At 70.9% G+C, this 16,569-nt stretch carries 11 protein-coding genes and 2 pseudogenes; 10 read left to right on the top strand and 3 right to left on the bottom strand.

Features of this window, described 5'->3' with window-relative positions; translation table 11 throughout:
* Window positions 1–34: 34 nt before the first annotated feature.
* Window positions 35–709 (bottom strand): helix-turn-helix domain-containing protein, encoded by a 675-nt coding sequence (locus tag ACZ4VL_RS03835; protein WP_468195423.1) that lies wholly within the window; start codon window positions 707–709, stop codon window positions 35–37.
* Between the two features lie 181 nt (window positions 710–890).
* Between ACZ4VL_RS03835 and ACZ4VL_RS03830 the strand changes: the two genes are divergently transcribed.
* Window positions 891–2,084: a cytochrome P450 gene (locus tag ACZ4VL_RS03830; protein ID WP_468195420.1), complete on the top strand. Its 1,194-nt coding sequence runs from the start codon at window positions 891–893 to the stop codon at window positions 2,082–2,084.
* The gene (locus ACZ4VL_RS03825; protein WP_468195418.1) at window positions 2,081–2,326 is read left to right on the top strand and encodes a ferredoxin; all 246 of its coding nucleotides are present in this window, start codon (window positions 2,081–2,083) and stop codon (window positions 2,324–2,326) included. Before ACZ4VL_RS03830 ends, ACZ4VL_RS03825 begins: the two co-directional genes overlap by 4 nt.
* Before the next feature lie 146 nt (window positions 2,327–2,472).
* Here ACZ4VL_RS03825 and kdpB (ACZ4VL_RS03820) read toward each other — a convergent pair.
* A pseudogene (kdpB, locus tag ACZ4VL_RS03820) lies at window positions 2,473–4,229 on the bottom strand (potassium-transporting ATPase subunit KdpB); the annotation flags it as partial.
* 350 nt (window positions 4,230–4,579) lie between these two features.
* Window positions 4,580–6,466, bottom strand: coding sequence for an APC family permease (locus ACZ4VL_RS03815; protein WP_468195415.1), 1,887 nt, complete (start codon window positions 6,464–6,466; stop codon window positions 4,580–4,582).
* Window positions 6,467–6,887: 421 nt separating this feature from the next.
* On the opposite strand from ACZ4VL_RS03815, the gene kdpF reads away from it, so the two are divergent.
* From kdpF to ACZ4VL_RS03775, 8 genes and pseudogenes are all read left to right on the top strand, one after another.
* Entirely contained in the window at window positions 6,888–6,977 is a 90-nt protein-coding gene (gene kdpF, locus ACZ4VL_RS03810) for a K(+)-transporting ATPase subunit F (protein WP_384410667.1), read from the top strand.
* Window positions 6,978–6,983: 6 nt separating this feature from the next.
* Complete coding sequence (kdpA, locus tag ACZ4VL_RS03805; protein ID WP_468195411.1) at window positions 6,984–8,648, top strand: potassium-transporting ATPase subunit KdpA; 1,665 nt, start codon at window positions 6,984–6,986, stop codon at window positions 8,646–8,648.
* Window positions 8,645–10,780 carry a potassium-transporting ATPase subunit KdpB gene (kdpB, locus tag ACZ4VL_RS03800; RefSeq protein ID WP_468195409.1) on the top strand — a complete coding sequence of 712 codons (2,136 nt, stop codon included), beginning with the start codon at window positions 8,645–8,647 and terminating at the stop codon, window positions 10,778–10,780. Before kdpA ends, kdpB (ACZ4VL_RS03800) begins: the two co-directional genes overlap by 4 nt.
* Window positions 10,781–10,789: 9 nt before the next feature.
* Window positions 10,790–11,467, top strand: coding sequence for a potassium-transporting ATPase subunit C (locus ACZ4VL_RS03795; RefSeq protein ID WP_468195406.1), 678 nt, complete (start codon window positions 10,790–10,792; stop codon window positions 11,465–11,467).
* A gap of 99 nt (window positions 11,468–11,566) precedes the next feature.
* The gene (locus tag ACZ4VL_RS03790; protein ID WP_468195404.1) at window positions 11,567–12,253 is read left to right on the top strand and encodes a response regulator; all 687 of its coding nucleotides are present in this window, start codon (window positions 11,567–11,569) and stop codon (window positions 12,251–12,253) included.
* 20 nt (window positions 12,254–12,273) lie between these two features.
* Entirely contained in the window at window positions 12,274–14,817 is a 2,544-nt protein-coding gene (locus tag ACZ4VL_RS03785) for a DUF4118 domain-containing protein (protein ID WP_468195401.1), read from the top strand.
* Between the two features lie 570 nt (window positions 14,818–15,387).
* A pseudogene (locus tag ACZ4VL_RS03780) lies at window positions 15,388–15,618 on the top strand (type III PLP-dependent enzyme); the annotation flags it as partial.
* Window positions 15,619–16,120: 502 nt separating this feature from the next.
* Complete coding sequence (locus tag ACZ4VL_RS03775) at window positions 16,121–16,432, top strand: DUF5132 domain-containing protein (protein ID WP_468195398.1); 312 nt, start codon at window positions 16,121–16,123, stop codon at window positions 16,430–16,432.
* Window positions 16,433–16,569 lie beyond the last annotated feature (137 nt).

Here is a 16,569-nt window from a genome sequence, read left to right as displayed (position 1 = left end):
CGCCGCCTCCTCGGCCGGCCCGGCTCCGGAACCGTCACGTGAGGAGGGGGCGCCAGCGGTCGGCGGAGTCCCGCATGTCGTGGATGACCCGTTCCAGGAACGACCCGCCCCTGAACAGCCGCTGCCCGACGGGGCTGCCCGGCCCGAACGCCTCCGCCGCCGCCATCGCGGCCTGCGCCGTTTCGAGCGTCTGCCGCGCGCTGATCACGATCGAGTTGTACCAGGCCTCGTCGTCGACCACGTAGATGTCGCGACGCCGCTGCGGATCGCGCTCGCGCCGGACGTACCCGTGCTGGACCAGGGTGTTCACGGCCACGGAGACGGAGGCCGGGCTGACGTTCAGCCTGCGGGTCAGCTCCGCTGCGGTGCGCCTGCCGTCCTCGGACAGCAGCAGGTCGACGTGCACGCGGGCGGTCATCCTCGGCATCCCGGACCTGACCGCCAGCTCGATGATCTCGTCCTCGGCCGTGCCGCCGGGCGGCTGGTCCACGGGTGGGGGTGGCGGTGTGCCGCGCCGCGCCCGCTGGACCGTCGCCTGGTGCGCCTGCTGGGGCCGGTAGCCGCCGGGCCCGCCGTTGCGTGAGACCTCCCGGCTGATCGTCGAGGTCGGACGTTCGAGCCGCCTGGCGATCTCCGCATAGGAGAGCCCGTCGGCGAGTCCGGCCGCGATGCGGTGGCGTTCCTGCTGGGTCAAACGTCCTCCTGGCATGCCGTCAGTATTGCTTTCGCCCCCATTCATTGCAATGCATCGTTGCATTCGACCACAGACCATTGCATCAATTTCCGGCCTGCTACCTGGATATACGCGTTACGGTGATTGACGACATCATGAATGCAACGTAGCTTTCGAGATACATCAAACACGTCATATCGCGAGACGAGGAATGGTCATGAGCGAGTCCGTCCACACCGTCACGGCGCTGCCGACGGAGCGTCAGCACGGTTGCCCCTTCGACCCGCCGGGACAGCTGACCGACGCCCAGCGGAAGGGCCCCATCAGCCGTTTCACCCACCCCGGCGGGAAGCCCGGCTGGCTGATCACCGGGTACGACCTCGTCCGGTCGGTCCTGGCCGACCCCCGGTTCAGCTCGCGCAAGGAGCTGATGAACGTCGTCGACTTCGAGCTTCCTCCGGCGCCGCCCGGCGAGTTCCTCCTCATGGACGAGCCGCAGCACAGCCGCTACCGCAAGCCCCTGGTGGGCAGGTTCACCGTGCGGCGGATGCGGCTGCTGACCGAGCGCATCGAGCAGATCACCGCCGAGTGCCTGGACGCCATGGAGCAGGCCGGGCCGACGGCGGACCTGGTGACGGCGTTCGCCAAGCCCATCCCCACCATCGTGATCTGCGAGATCCTGGGCGTCCCGTACGAGGACCGCGCTTCCTTCCAGGAGCAGATCGACACGTTCATGGGCGGGGAGGTCAGCGACGAGGAGCTGATCGCCGCCTACACCGCGACCCAGGAGTACCTCGCGCAGCTGGTGGCGGCCAAGCGCGCGAACCCCACCGACGACGTCCTCAGCGAGCTCACCGGCAACGATCTGACCGACGAGGAGCTGAAGGGGATCAGCCTCATCCTGCTGGCGGCCGGCTTCGACACCACCGCCAACATGCTGTCCCTCGGCACCTTCGCGCTGCTGCAGAACCCGGCGCAACTGGACGTGCTGCGCGCCGACCCCGCGCTCACCGACGGGGCGGTGGAGGAGCTGCTGCGGTACCTGAGCGTCGCCAAGACGTTCCACAGGACGGCTCTGGAGGACGTCGAGGTGGGTGGCCGGACCATCGAGGCCGGTACGACGGTCGTCCTGTCGTTCCACACCGCAAACCGCGACCCCGACCGCTTCACGGATCCCGACGTGCTCGACGTCCGCCGGCCGTACGACGGGCACCTGGCCTTCAGCCACGGCATCCACCAGTGCCTGGGCCAGCAACTGGCCCGTATAGAGATGCGGGTGGCGTTCCGCGCCCTGATCGACCGCTTCCCCACCTTGCGCCTGGCCGTACCGGCCGACGAGGTCCGCCTGCGCCCGGAGACGGCGGACATCTTCGGCGTGAAGAGCCTTCCGGTCACCTGGGACGAGAAGTGAGCACGACCCGCCTGAGCATCGACCGTGAGCGCTGCATCGGCGCCGGGATGTGCGCCATGACCGCCCCCGAGGTCTTCGACCAGGACCCCGAGGACGGCCTCGTGCTCCTGCTGCACGCCGAACCGGCCGCCGCGCAGCTCGCGTCCGCGCGGATGGCTGCCGGCGTCTGCCCCTCCGGGGCGATCACCCTCGACGAGCCGGAAACCGGCGGCCCCGCAGAAGGCCGACAGCTCTCCCGCTGAGTGGGATCAGTCGAGCGAGCCCGGAGACCACCGCACGACGCACGCCCGTCGGCGTCGAAGCGGTGCCAGGGGCAGCAGGGAGGGGGGAACGCGGAGGGCCGGGGACGGGGACGGCACCCTCAGGCGAGGCCCGGCAGGGTGGAGACGACGAGGTCGATGAGCTTGGTCGGGTCGGAGTCGAGGTCGACCATGTTGCCGGCCTCCTTGGCGGCCGACGTACCCGTGTTCATCGCCACGCCGACGTCCGCCTGGGCCAGCGCGGGCGCGTCGTTCGTACCGTCGCCGGTCATCGCCACCAGCCGGCCGCCGGTCTGCTCGCGCCGGATGAGGGACATCTTGTCCTCGGGCGTGGCCTCGGCGAGGTACTCGTCGACCCCGGCCTCGGCGGCGACGGCGCGGGCCGTCAGCTCGTTGTCCCCGGTCACCATCACCGTGCGGATGCCCATGCGGCGCAGCTCCGCGAACCGCTCCCGGATCCCCTCCTTGACCACGTCCTTGAGGTGGATGACGCCCAGGACCCGCGGGCCGTCCCAGTCGTGGACGGCGACCAGCAGCGGTGTCTCGCCTGACTGCGAGACCTGTGCGGCCCGGGCGGCGGCATCCGCCTGCACGGTGCCGCCGCGCCGGGCCACCCAGTCCATGACCTCGGCCCCCGCACCCTTGCGGAGGGCGAGGCCCGCGCCGTTGTCCCAGCTCAGGTTGATGCCGCTCATGCGGGTGCGGGCGCTGAACTCGGTGAAGCGGGGGTTCGCGAGCTCGTGCACGTCCGGCGGGGTGAACCCGTACCGGGCGGCGAGTGCGACCACCGACCGGCCCTCGGGCGTGTCGTCGGCCGGGGAGGAGAGTTGGGCGGCGTCCGTCAGGGTGCCGTGCTCGACTCCGGGCAGCGGGATGAACTCGACGGCCTCCCGGTTGCCGTGGGTGATCGTCCCGGTCCTGTCGAGGAGGAGCGTGTTCATGTCGCCGGCAGCCTCCACGGCACGGCCGGACATGGCCAGGACGTTGCGCTGGACGAGGCGGTCCATGCCGGCGATGCCGATGGCGGACAACAGGGCGCCGATGGTGGTGGGGATCAGGGTGACGAGCAGCGCCACCAGGGTGGTGGTCGACTGGTCGGCCTTCGCGTGGTCGGCCATCGGTCGAGGCTGACGACCACGAGGACGTAGACCACGGTGAGCGCGGCGAGCAGGAGGTTGAGCGCGATCTCGTTGGGGGTCTTCTGCCGGGAGGTGCCCTCGACCAGGGCGATCATCCGGTCGACGAAGCTTTCACCGGGCCGCGAGGTGACGCGGACGACGACCGAGTCCGACAGGACGGTCGTACCGGCCCGTGACGCCCGACCGGTCGCCGCCCGCCTCCCGCACCACGGGGGCGGACTCGCCGGTGACGGCCGACTCGTCGATGGCCGCGCCGTCGACGACGTCGCCGTCCGCCGGGACCGGCTCCCCCGCCGCGACGAGCACGAAGTCGAGCGGCTGGAGCTCGGCCGGGGTGACCACCTCGGATTCCGCGGTGCGCAGGTTCGCCCCGTACGTCCCAGTGCCTGAGCCGCACGGCGACCGTGTCCGTGCGGGCCTTGCGCAGCGAGGCCGGCCGCCTGGGCGCGGCCCAGGCCCTCGGCGACCGCCTCCGCGAAGTTGGCGAACAGCACGGTCAGCCACAGCCAGACGCTGATCACCCAGGTGAACACGGACGGATGGATCAGATCCGACGACGAACAGCACCGGCTTCTTGACCAGTTCGCGCGGGTGCACCTTGGCGACGGCCTCCCGCACGGAGGCCGCGAGCTGGCCGGACTCCAGCAGGTTCGCGGGCCCCGGGCGCTTGCGGGGCGGCCGGGTGGCGGGTGGCCGCGGAGGAGTCCCGGGACCCGGGCGGCGTGCTGTGCGGCGGCGGAGGACATCGAAGTACCTTCTCGGCGAGTTCGACAGGCAGCCCCTGCCCGCGTGGTGGCGGACAGGGGCACGGAGTGGAGGGGGCGCTGCCGAGCACCCTCATGGCCCCCTCGGCCGTCGCACGGGAATCGGTGGTCCGGCAGCGCGACAGGCAGGAACTTCATGCCCGTTCGCGGGCAGGAGCAGCTCCCCCAGGGGGAATTGGCAGCTTCTTGATGGGCTGCAGACGGGCTGCGTCAGGCCGCCGTCAAGAGCGTGTCAGCGAGCGCCGGCGCGGGGAGCGAGCGCCGGCGGGCGGAAGCCGTGGCCCCGCCGCCGCCGGCGCGCGTCAGCCGGTGCCGGCGGGTGTCGGCGATCGTCAGCGCGCGTCGGCCGTGATGCGGAACCGCAGGCGGCAGATGACCGCGTCGGTGTCGCGGCGGACCGCGTGGGCGACGACGGAGCCGCGCTGGTTCTGCAGGATCCGCTGCCACAGCCGTTCCGGCTCGGTCTCCGGGATCAGGACGGTGACCTGGGTGCCGGGCTGCTGCGCGGCCAGTTCGAGGACGTAGCCGGACACGGGGCGGCCCAGGGAGCGGGTGGGCGAGGGGAGTTCGACGAGCTCGACGCCCGGGTCCCACAGCTCCCAGTCGCGGCGCAGTGCCTCCGCGGCCGCCCGGTCCTCGGGGGCGGGGTGGGTGACGGTGACGGCGAGGACCTCGTCGCCGAGCGAGCGGGCGGCGGTCAGCGCCCGGCAGGTCAGCAGCGACAGCCCTGACACCGGGACGACCACCAGTGAGCGGGAACGCTGCGGGGGCTGCGGCACACGACCCAGCTCCAGCCGCTCACCGATCTGCCCGTACGTGCGGTGCACCTTCTCGAACGCGAGGACGAGCAGGGGCAGGGCGACGACGACGAGCCAGGCGCCCTCGGTGAACCTGGTCGCGGTGACGACCACGGCCGAGACACCGGTCAGGAGGGCGCCGAACCCGTTGAGGGCGGCCTTCCGCTGCCAGCCGCCCGGGCGTTCGAGCGCCCAGTGCCGGACCATGCCGACCTGGCAGAGGGTGAACCCGACGAACACGCCGATCGCGAAGAGCGGTACGAGGGTGTTGGCGTTGCCGCCGGAGAACACCAGCAGGGCCGCGGACACCAGGGCCAGCCAGACGACACCGTGCCGGTGCACCTGCCGGTCGGCCTTCAGTGCGAACACGTGCGGGAGGTGGTTGTCGCGGGCGAGCAGGCTCATCAGGACGGGCAGACCACCGAAGGAGGTGTTGGCGGCGAGCGCCAGCAGCACGACGGTGGCGAACTGGACCACGTAGAAGGCGGCGCCGTGGCCGAACGAGGCGTCCGCGAGCTGGGCGAGGACGGTGACGCCCTCGACCGGCTGGAGGTGGAAGCGGCCGATCAGCACCGACAGGCCGATCAACATCACCCCGAGCAGGGCGCCGAGCGCGACCTCGGTGCGCTGGGCCCGGCGGGCTGCCGGCGCGCGGAAGGACGGCACGGCGTTGGCGACGGCCTCCACACCGGTGAGGGCCGAGCAGCCGGCGGCGAAGGCCTTGAGCAGCAGCAGCGCGCCGACGGTGGTGGCGCCGTCGCCGAGGGCGGAGACGTGCCCGGCGGCGGTCTCCGTGGAGACCGGGCCGTCCCGGAACAGGCCGACGGCGGTCATCGCCAGGACCGAGCCGACGAAGACGGCCGTGGGGACCAGGAACGCCTTGGCGGAGTCCGCGACCCCGCGCAGGTTGACGGCCGTGACCAGGACCAGCACGCCCAGGCAGATCCACACCCGGTCCCCGTACAGCCCGGGGAAGGCCGAGGTCAGGGCGGCGACTCCGGCGGTGACCGACACCGCGACGTTGAGCACGTAGTCGAGGACCAGCGAGGCCGCGGCGACCAGGCTCGTCCGGCGCCCCAGGTGCCGCGCGGCCACCGCGTACGAGCCGCCGCCGTCCGGGAAGGCCGCGATGACCTGCCGGTACGAGGCCACCAGCACCGCCAGCAGCGCGGCGATCGCCAGCGTCACCGGAAGGGTGAAGCCGAGCCCGTACGCACCGGCGGCCGCGAGCACGAGCACGATCGACTCGGGCCCGTACGCCACCGAGGCCATCGCGTCCAGCGACAGGGCGGAGAGCCCCTGGAGGGCGGTCAGCTTGTGCCGCTCCCCCGCCTCCGCAACCACCCCGGTGCCGGTATCGGGGGGCTCCTCCCGGCCCGGCCCCCGTCCGGCAGCCGTCGGTTTCCCTGTGTGTATGGCCATGTCGCCGTGTTCCTCCGAAGTGAGCAAGGTGAGGACAGCGTCGAAGTCCCGGACCACCCCCGCCAGCCACCTTGGCGAGATCCATACGCCGACCCGGCCGCTCTTCACGCATTCCATACGCGGGATACGGGCGGTCGTACCGGGTGCGTCGCAACACCGCGCCAGGGTCCGTGCCGCCCTTCGCGGCCGGCGGCACCCCGTCGGCGTCAGGGCCGCGTTAAAGGTTCCGGTGCGCCCGTATGGACCTCATCAAGGTCCCTTAACGCGGGGGACGAGGCGCGGTTTGCTCTGTCTCGGCCACTCCGGCCGATTCCATCTCATCACTTCATCAGGAGCTCACGATGGCCGATCTGGCCTTCGTCGTCACCACGGTCGCGGTCTTCGCGCTGGTGGCTCTCATCGCCAGGGGGGTGGCGAAGCTGTGACCGTCGAGAACATCGTCGGCCTCCTCGTCGCCGCCGCCCTGCTCGGTTACCTCGTCCTCGCCCTCGTCAAGCCGGAGAGGTTCTGAGCCGACATGAGTCCCCAGATCGCCGGTGTGCTCCAGCTGCTCGCGCTGATCGCCGCCCTGGCCCTGGCCTACCGCCCGCTGGGCGACCACATGGCCCGGGTCTACTCCTCCGAGAAGCACTACGCGCCGGAGAAGTGGATCTACAAGGCCATCGGTGCCAACCCCGGCACGGAGATGCGCTGGCCCGCCTACCTGCGCGGTGTCCTCGCCTTCTCCGCGGTGAGCGTGCTCTTCCTCTACGGTCTCCAGCGGCTCCAGGGCTCGCTGCCCGGTTCGCTCGGCTTCGCCTCGATCGACCCGGACCAGGCGTTCAACACGGCCGCCTCCTTCGTGGCCAACACGAACTGGCAGTCGTACTACGGCGAACAGGCCATGGGCCATGTCGTGCAGACCGGCGGCCTGGCGGTGCAGAACTTCGTGTCGGCCGCGGTCGGCATGGCCGTGGCGGTGGCCCTCGTCCGGGGCTTCGCCCGCTCCCGTACCGGTGAGCTCGGCAACTTCTGGGCCGACCTGGTCCGCGGCACCGTCCGCATCCTGCTGCCCATCGCCGTGACCGGCGCGATCGTCCTGGTCGCCTGCGGGGCCGTCCAGAACTTCGCCGGCATCCACGAGGTCGGCCAGTTCATGGGCGGCAGCCAGCAGTGGAACGGTGGCGCGGTCGCCTCGCAGGAGGCCATCAAGGAGCTGGGCACCAACGGCGGCGGCTACTTCAACGCCAACTCCGCCCACCCCTTCGAGAACCCCACCCCGCTCTCCAACCTCTTCGAGGTCTTCCTGATCCTCGTCATCCCCTTCGCGCTCACCCGCACCTTCGGCAAGATGGTCGGCAGCGTTCGTCAGGGCTACGCGCTCCTCGCCACGATGGCGATCATCTGGATCGGCTTCACCGCCCTGATGATGTGGACCGAGTTCGCCGGTCGCGGCCCGGCCTTCGAGATCGCCGGCGGCGCGATGGAGGGCAAGGAGACCCGCTTCGGCATCGGCGGCTCGTCGATCTTCGCCGTGGCCACCACACTGACCTCCACCGGCGCGGTCAACTCCTTCCACTCCTCCTTCACCGGCTTCGGCGGCGGCATCACCCTGCTGGGCATGCAGCTCGGCGAGATCGCCCCCGGCGGCGTCGGCTCCGGCCTCTACGGCATGCTGATCATGGCGATCATCGCGGTGTTCATCGCCGGCCTGATGGTCGGCCGCACTCCCGAGTACCTGGGCAAGAAGATCGGCACCCGCGAGATCAAGCTCGCCGCCTGCTACATCCTCATCACCCCCGCCCTGGTGCTCTGCTTCACCGCCGCGGCGATGGCGCTGCCCACCCCGGTGAACTCGATGACGAACTCCGGCGCGCACGGGTTCTCCGAGATCCTCTACGCGTACACCTCCGGCGCCAACAACAACGGCTCCGCCTTCGCCGGCCTGAACGCCGACACGCAGTGGTTCAACTCGACCATCGGCATCGCGATGCTGCTCGGCCGCTTCCTGCCCATGGTGTTCGTGCTGGCCCTGGCCGGCTCGCTCGCCGAGCAGAAACCGGGCCCGGAGACCGCGGGCACCCTGCGCACCGACAAGCCGCTCTACGCAGGCCTCCTCGTCGGCACGATCGTCATCATCACCGGTCTGACCTACTTCCCGGCCCTCGCGCTGGGCCCGCTGGCCGAAGGGCTGGCGTCATGACCTCCGACACGAGGAAGCAAGAGGACGTCATGTCGACCGTGACTCCGACCCGCGCCCCGCACCAGGACGTGCCCTCCGGCCCCACGCCGGACGGCGGCCGCGTCGGGGGAGGGCTGTTCGACCCCAAGCAGCTCGTCACGTCCTTCCCGGACGCGATCCGCAAACTCGACCCGCGCGTGATGATCAAGTCGCCGGTCATGTTCGTGGTCCTGATCGGCTCGGTGGTCACCACCGTGCTGGCGCTGACGGACCCGACGGACTGGTTCGGCTGGGCGATCACGGCCTGGCTGTGGCTGACCACGATCTTCGCCAACCTGGCCGAGGCCGTGGCGGAGGGCCGCGGCAAGGCCCAGGCCGACACCCTGCGCAAGGCCAGGACCGACACCGTGGCGCGGCGGCTGACCACCGACGGCTCCGAGGAGTCCGTTCCCGGTACCGACCTGCGCATCGGTGACCTGGTGGTCTGCGAGGCCGGCGACATCATCCCCGGCGACGGTGACGTCGTCGAGGGCGTCGCCTCCGTCGACGAGTCCGCGATCACCGGCGAGTCGGCCCCGGTCATCCGGGAGTCCGGCGGCGACCGCTCGGCCGTCACCGGCGGTACCAAGGTCCTCTCCGACCGCATCGTCATCAAGATCACGACGAGGCCCGGCGAGACCTTCATCGACCGGATGATCAACCTGGTCGAGGGCGCCGCCCGACAGAAGACCCCGAACGAGATCGCCCTCAACATCCTCCTGGCGTCCCTGACCATCGTCTTCCTCCTGGCCGTGGTCACCCTCCAGCCGTTCGCGGTCTACGCCGGCGCCGAGCAGTCGATGATCGTGCTGACCGCGCTGCTGGTCTGCCTCATCCCGACCACCATCGGCGCCCTGCTCTCGGCGATCGGCATCGCCGGCATGGACCGCCTCGTCCAACGCAACGTCCTCGCCATGAGCGGCCGCGCGGTCGAGGCCGCCGGCGACGTCTCCACCCTGCTGCTCGACAAGACCGGCACCATCACCCTCGGCAACCGCCAGGCCGCCGAGTTCGTCCCCGTCAAGGGCACCACCCGGGCCGAGCTCGCCGACGCCGCCCAGCTTTCCTCCCTCGCCGACGAGACCCCCGAGGGCCGCTCGATCGTGGTCCTGGCCAAGGAGAAGTACGGCCTGCGCGAACGCCACCAGGGCGAACTCGTCCGGGCCACATGGATCGAGTTCACCGCCCAGACGCGCATGTCGGGCGTGGACGTCGGCGGGAAGAAGATCCGCAAGGGCGCGGCCGGCTCGGTCATCACCTGGGTCACGGAGCAGGGCGGTCAGGTCACCGACGAGGCCGGCGCGCTGTCCGACACGATCTCCCAGGCGGGCGGCACCCCCCTGCTGGTCGCCGTCGAGGACGCCGACGGCGCCCGCGTCCTGGGCGTCGTCCACCTCAAGGACGTCGTCAAGGAGGGCATGCGCGAGCGGTTCGACGAGCTGCGCCGGATGGGCATCAGGACCGTCATGATCACCGGTGACAACCCGCTCACCGCCAAAGCCATCGCCGAAGAGGCCGGTGTCGACGACTTCCTCGCCGAGGCCACCCCCGAGGACAAGATGGCCCTCATCAAGCGGGAGCAGGCCGGCGGCAAGCTGGTCGCCATGACCGGTGACGGCACCAACGACGCGCCGGCCCTGGCCCAGGCGGACGTCGGCGTGGCGATGAACACGGGTACGTCGGCCGCCAAGGAGGCCGGCAACATGGTCGACCTCGACTCCGACCCGACCAAGCTCATCGAGATCGTCGAGATCGGCAAGCAGCTCCTCATCACCCGCGGCGCCCTGACCACCTTCTCCATCGCCAACGACGTCGCGAAGTACTTCGCGATCATCCCCGCGATGTTCGCCGTGGTCTACCCGGGCCTGGACAAGCTCAACATCATGGGCCTGTCCTCGCCCGAGTCCGCGATCCTCTCCGCCGTCGTCTTCAACGCGCTGATCATCGTCGCCCTCGTACCGCTCGCCCTCAAGGGCGTCCAGTACAAGCCGACCAGCGCCGGCAAGATGCTCCGCCGCAACCTCGGCGTCTACGGACTCGGCGGCCTGATCGCCCCGTTCATCGGCATCAAGCTCATCGACCTGCTCATCTCCCTCGTCCCCGGAATCGGCTGAGACACGACCATGAACACATCCGTAGGCACCACGGCACGTCTGCTCGGCGCGGGCCTGCGCGCCCTGCTCGTCCTGACGATCGTGTGCGGCGTGCTCTACCCGCTCGCCGTCACCGGGATCGCCCAGGCCCTCTTCAACGACAAGGCCAACGGCTCCGAGATCAAGGACAAGAACGGTCAGGTCGTCGGCTCCTCCCTCATCGGACAGACCTACCACCTGCCCGAGCGGAACCCGGACGACCCGGAGGAGGCGGCCAGGCCGGACCTGAAGTGGTTCCAGCCGCGCCCCTCCAACGGCCTCGGCGCCAACAGCGTCAACACCCGGTACTCCCTCATCCTCTCCGGCGCCACCAACCGCGCCGGCGACAACGAGGACCTCATCACGTGGGTCACCGATGCCAAGGCCGCCGTCGTCGCCGACAACTCCACCGCCACCTACACGGTCGAGCCGCAGGACGTGCCCGCCGAGGCCGTCACCTCCTCCGGCTCCGGACTCGACCCGCACATCTCCCCGGCGTACGCGGAACTCCAGGTCCACCGGGTGGCCGAGAGGAACGGCCTCGACGTCGAGCAGGTCGAGAAGCTGGTGAAGGACCACACCGAGGGCCGGCAGCTCGGCTTCATGGGCGAGCCCCGCGTCAACGTCCTGGAGCTCAACACCGCCCTCAGGGCACTGAGCAAGAACTGACGGACCGTCCCGCGCGAACGGGGAACCGGCGGGGTGCGGCTTCTCGACCCCGCCGGTTCCCCACCGTGCCGCACGCAACGAAGGAAGGGCTGCACACCCATGACCCGGGTGCTGGTGGTGGAGGACGATCCCCAGCTCGTCCGCGCGCTCAGGATCAACCTCCAGGCACGCAAGTTCGACGTCGAGGAGGCTCCCGACGGCGGCTCGGCCCTGCGGCTGGCCGCCGCCCGCAAACCCGACGTCATCGTGCTCGACCTCGGGCTGCCCGACATGGACGGCATCGAGGTCATCAGGGGCGTACGCGACTGGAGCCGCGTCCCGATCGTGGTGCTGTCCGCCCGGCACACCTCCGAGGACAAGATCCGGGCGCTGGACGCCGGCGCGGACGACTACGTCACCAAGCCGTTCAGCATGGACGAACTCCTGGCCCGGCTTCGGGCCGCCTCCCGCAGACAGGCGGAGCCGGCACGGCGGGCCGACGACGTCACCGTGGTCGAGACCGACGGGTTCACCATCGATCTGCTCGCGAAGAAGGTCCGGCGCGGCGAGCGCACCGTCCGGCTCACCCCGACCGAATGGCACCTGCTGGAGATCCTCGTGACCCATCCGGGTCACCTGGTCTCCCAGAGCCGGCTGCTGCTGGAGGTCTGGGGCCCGACCTACCGGGAGAACACGAACTACCTGCGCGTCTACATGGCCCAGCTGCGGCGCAAGCTCGAAGCGGACCCGTCCCACCCCCGGTATCTGATCACCGAGCCGGGCATGGGCTACCGCTTCGAACCCTGAACGGAAGAAGAGTCACGAGCATGGGACGCGGAAAGCTCCGCATCTACCTGGGCGCGGCACCGGGCGTCGGCAAGACGTACGCGATGCTCTCCGAGGCACACCGCCGCATCGAACGGGGCACCGACTGCGCGGTCGGCTTCGTCGAGCACCACAACCGGCCGCGCACCGAAGTGATGCTGCACGGCCTGGAGCTGGTCCCGCGGCGGGACCTCGCGTACCGGGGCACCACGTTCGCCGAGATGGACGTGGACGCCATCCTCGCCCGGCGCCCGGCGGTGGCGCTGGTGGACGAGCTGGCGCACACCAACATTCCCGGATCCCGCAACGCCAAGCGCTGGCAGGACGTCGAGGAACTGCTCCGGGCAGGGATCGACGTGGTCTCCACGGTGAACATCCAGCACCTGGAATCCCTGGGCGACGTCGTCGAGACCATAACCGGCGTGCGCCAGCGCGAAACCGTGCCCGACGAGGTGGTGCGGCGGGCCGACCAGATCGAACTGGTCGACATGTCGCCGCAGGCCCTGCGCCGCCGGATGGCGCACGGCAACGTCTACAAGGCGGACAAGGTCGACGCCGCCCTGTCGAACTACTTCCGCCCCGGCAACCTCACCGCCCTGCGCGAGCTGGCCCTGCTGTGGACCGCCGACCGGGTCGACGAATACCTGCGCGAGTACCGCGGCGAGCACGACATCCGCACCACCTGGCAGGCCCGCGAACGCATCGTCGTCGGCCTCACCGGCGGGCCCGAAGGCCGTACGCTGATCCGCCGCGCGGCGCGGCTGGCCGAGAAGGGCGCCGGCGGCGAGGTCATGGCGGTCTACATCGCCCGCAGCGACGGGCTGTCCTCCGCCTCCCCGAAGGAACTGGCCGTCCAGCGCTCCCTGGTGGAGGACCTCGGCGGCACGTTCCACCACGTCATCGGGGACGACGTCCCCGACGCCCTCCTGGAGTTCGCCCGCGGGGTGAACGCCACCCAGATCGTCCTCGGCGTGAGCCGTCGACGCTCCTGGCAGTACGTGCTCGGGCCCGGGGTCAGCGCGACCGTCGCCCGCGAGTCCGGCCCGGACCTCGACGTGCACATCGTCACCCACGACGAGGCCGCCAAGGGCCGCGGCCTGCCGGTCGCCCGCCGGGCCCGGCTCGGGCGGGCCCGGATCGTGTGGGGCTGGATCGCCGGCGTCGCCGGTCCGGCCCTGCTCACCCTGCTGCTCAGCCAGGTCGTTCCCGAACTCGGGCTCGCCAACGACATGCTGCTGTTCCTCACGTGCACCGTGGCGGCGGCCCTGCTGGGCGGGCTGCTGCCCGCACTCGCCTCGGCAGCGGTGGGCTCGCTGCTCCTGAACTACTTCTTCACCCCGCCCCTCTACCAGCTGACGGTCTCCGACCCGAGGAACATCGTCGCCATCGCCATCTTCGTCGGTGTCGCCGTCTCCGTGGCGTCCGTGGTGGACCTCGCGGCCCGCCGCACGCACCAGGCCGCCCGGCTGCGCGCCGAGTCCGAGATCCTCTCGTTCCTCGCCGGCAGCGTCCTACGCGGCGAGGACTCCCTCGACGCCCTCCTCGAACGGCTCCGGGAGACGTTCTCCATGAACTCGGTGGCCCTGCTGGAACGCGCCGACGAGGTCGCCCCCTGGACCACGGCGGCGGCGGTCGGCTGCCACCCCGTGGCCCGGCCCGAGGAGGCCGACGTCGACATGCCGATCGGCGAGAACATGGCCCTGGCCCTGTCCGGCCGGGTACTGCCCGCCGAGGACCGGCGCGTCCTCGGCGCCTTCGCCGCCCAGGCGGCCGTCGTCCTCGACCGGCAGCGCCTGGTCGACGAGGCCGAGGGAGCCCGCCGCCTCGCCGAGGGCAACCGCATCCGCACCGCGCTCCTCGCCGCCGTCAGCCACGACCTGCGCACCCCGCTGGCCGGCATCAAGGCCTCCGTCACCTCCCTCCGCTCCGACGACGTGGACTGGTCCGAGGACGACCGCGCAGAGCTCCTGGCGGGCATCGAGGAGGGCGCCGACCGCCTCGCCGCGCTGATCGGGAACCTCCTCGACATGTCCCGCCTCAACACCGGCACCGTCGTGCCCCTGATCCGCGAGACCGACCTCGACGAGGTGGTCCCGATGGCGCTGGGCGGCGTACCGGAGGACAGCGTCGACCTGGACATCCCCGAAACGCTGTCGATGGTCGCCGTCGACCGCGGCCTGCTGGAGCGCGCCGTCGCCAACATCGTCGAGAACGCCGTCAAGTACAGCCCCGGCGGGCAGCCGGTCCTCGTCACCGCCAGTGCCCTGCACGACCGGGTCGAACTGCGCGTGGTGGACCGCGGCCCCGGCGTCCCGGACGAGGCCAAGGACCGCATATTCGAACCCTTCCAACGTCACGGCGACGCCCCACGGGGTGCCGGCGTCGGCCTCGGCCTCGCCGTCGCCCGTGGCTTCACCGAGGCCATCGGCGGCACCCTCACCGCGGAGGACACCCCGGGCGGCGGCCTCACCATGGTCCTGACCCTGCCCATGGCGAGGCATGAACCTCCGGTCACGGCCGAGCTCCCCACTTCGGCGGTCAGCTGACGGGCAGCGGCCCCCCGTACCCCCCGCAGTACCTGGCCCCGCCCTGACGCGCGGCGTGATCGTCCAGGCCATGGAGGTCCACACCGACGCCGTTCGGGTGGTCCTGCACGTCAGCGGTGGTCCAAGGCGCGCCGCACCTGTCCGGCGACACCTTGCAGGGGCGCGAACGGGCACTCCACAAGGGTCCGCTGTCCCGCAGTCGGAGGCCGCATCGCCGGACCGGCCCTTCCTTCGTGGAGCACGCCGAGCCGGGTCCCTCGCAGGTGCAGGCCGCGGACGTTCATAGCGTGCGGCGCGGAGGAAGTCCTGGTCAGGCGTCACAGCCGGCCTTTGGACTCCCTCGTTTCATCTCATGCGTGCCAGCCAGCCCTTGGCCTCATCCATCCAGTCGGACCGGGAGTTCACACGTGAGGCCTCAGACCACCGACGTGCGCCAGATCGCCGAACCGCGCCGGACGGCCGACCCGGGGCAGAACCGGCCACCGCGTCCCGCCCTGCGCGCCGCGCTCGCCGCCGCCATGGAGGACGCCCGTCATCTACGACCTGGACGGCATCGGCCGCCAGTACGCCGCCCTGTGCGCCGGGCTGGTGCCCGCCGGCCTGTCGGTACACGTCGGCTCCCAGCAGATGACCGCCGAGGCCTGGGCCGCGGCGATCGACTCGCTGGCGGCCGTCCTGGAGGCGCTCGACCGGAGCGGCATCACCCCGGACCGGATCAACCTGGGCGGCGGACTGCCCGCCCTCGGCGTCCTCGACCGGCGCGGCCGGCCGCTGGAACCGCCGCTGGACAAGATGTCCGCCCGGGCCGGGGCGGCCCGCTCGGCTCGGGGGTACGTGGTGGCCATGCCGGTCATGGTGGCGTTCGCCGCAGCCGGTGCGCCAGCGACCGGGTGGGAGTTCACCCGTCCATGATTTCCAGGGCGGAGCGTCGGGTGTGGCGCGCTGTCATTTCCCGCCCTCTCGGCAGTCACCAGGAAGGCGATCGCCGGTCATAGGTAAATTGGAAAAGCACTCCACTCCCGGTGAATGCACCTCTGGCAATCCGTATCGGCCGGAACATGGATGGCACTCTCATGAGTGAAACCCGCCGGGCCCGTTTGGCCTCGACGGTCATGACTGGGCTACGGTGATCAAGGAGCGGACGGTTTACCCCCTCGGCAAGGAATTCAACCCTGCAGGAGTTCGGCGGGGAATATCGAGAATTCCGGAAACGGGTGCTTCCGCCTTCCCCGCTGTGCGTGCTCCGGGGTTCACAGTGCCCTGGGTCCACTGTCCTCCGTCTGGGCATAGAGGTTGGAGCATCATGCCGCCCGTCGTTCCGCCGTTCCTGATCGGTCTCCTCGTTGCGCCCCTGGCCAAGCGTCTCCTCAAGCCGCTGGTGCTCGGTGCCGTCAAGACGTCCGTCGGTCTTGTCATGGAGGTGAAGAAGGCGGCCCAGGAGGCCGGAGAGAACATCCACGATCTCGCGGTCGAGGTGGCTGCCGAGGTGATGGCGGAGCAGATCGCCTCCGGTGACGGCCACCGGCCCGCCGGGGGTGCGGCCTCGAACGGCGAGAAGGACGAGGCCAGGACTCCGAAGATCCGTGCCGCCGCCGGCGCCGGAAAGGCGCAGTAACGGTCGGAAGACGGACCTCGCAGCGGTCGACCAAGCGCCTTTCGGCTGCGCTCGTGCCCCTTTCGGGCTTTCCGCTCCGTCGCAGTAATCCGCCGTGGGCGACGACACCGGGGCCGCCGCGGTCGCCCACGCCGACC

The organism is Streptomyces sp. NPDC029014 (genome assembly GCF_055564695.1).
Note: the sequence above shows the minus strand (reverse complement) of the source record. Positions and strands in the feature narration are given on the sequence as shown.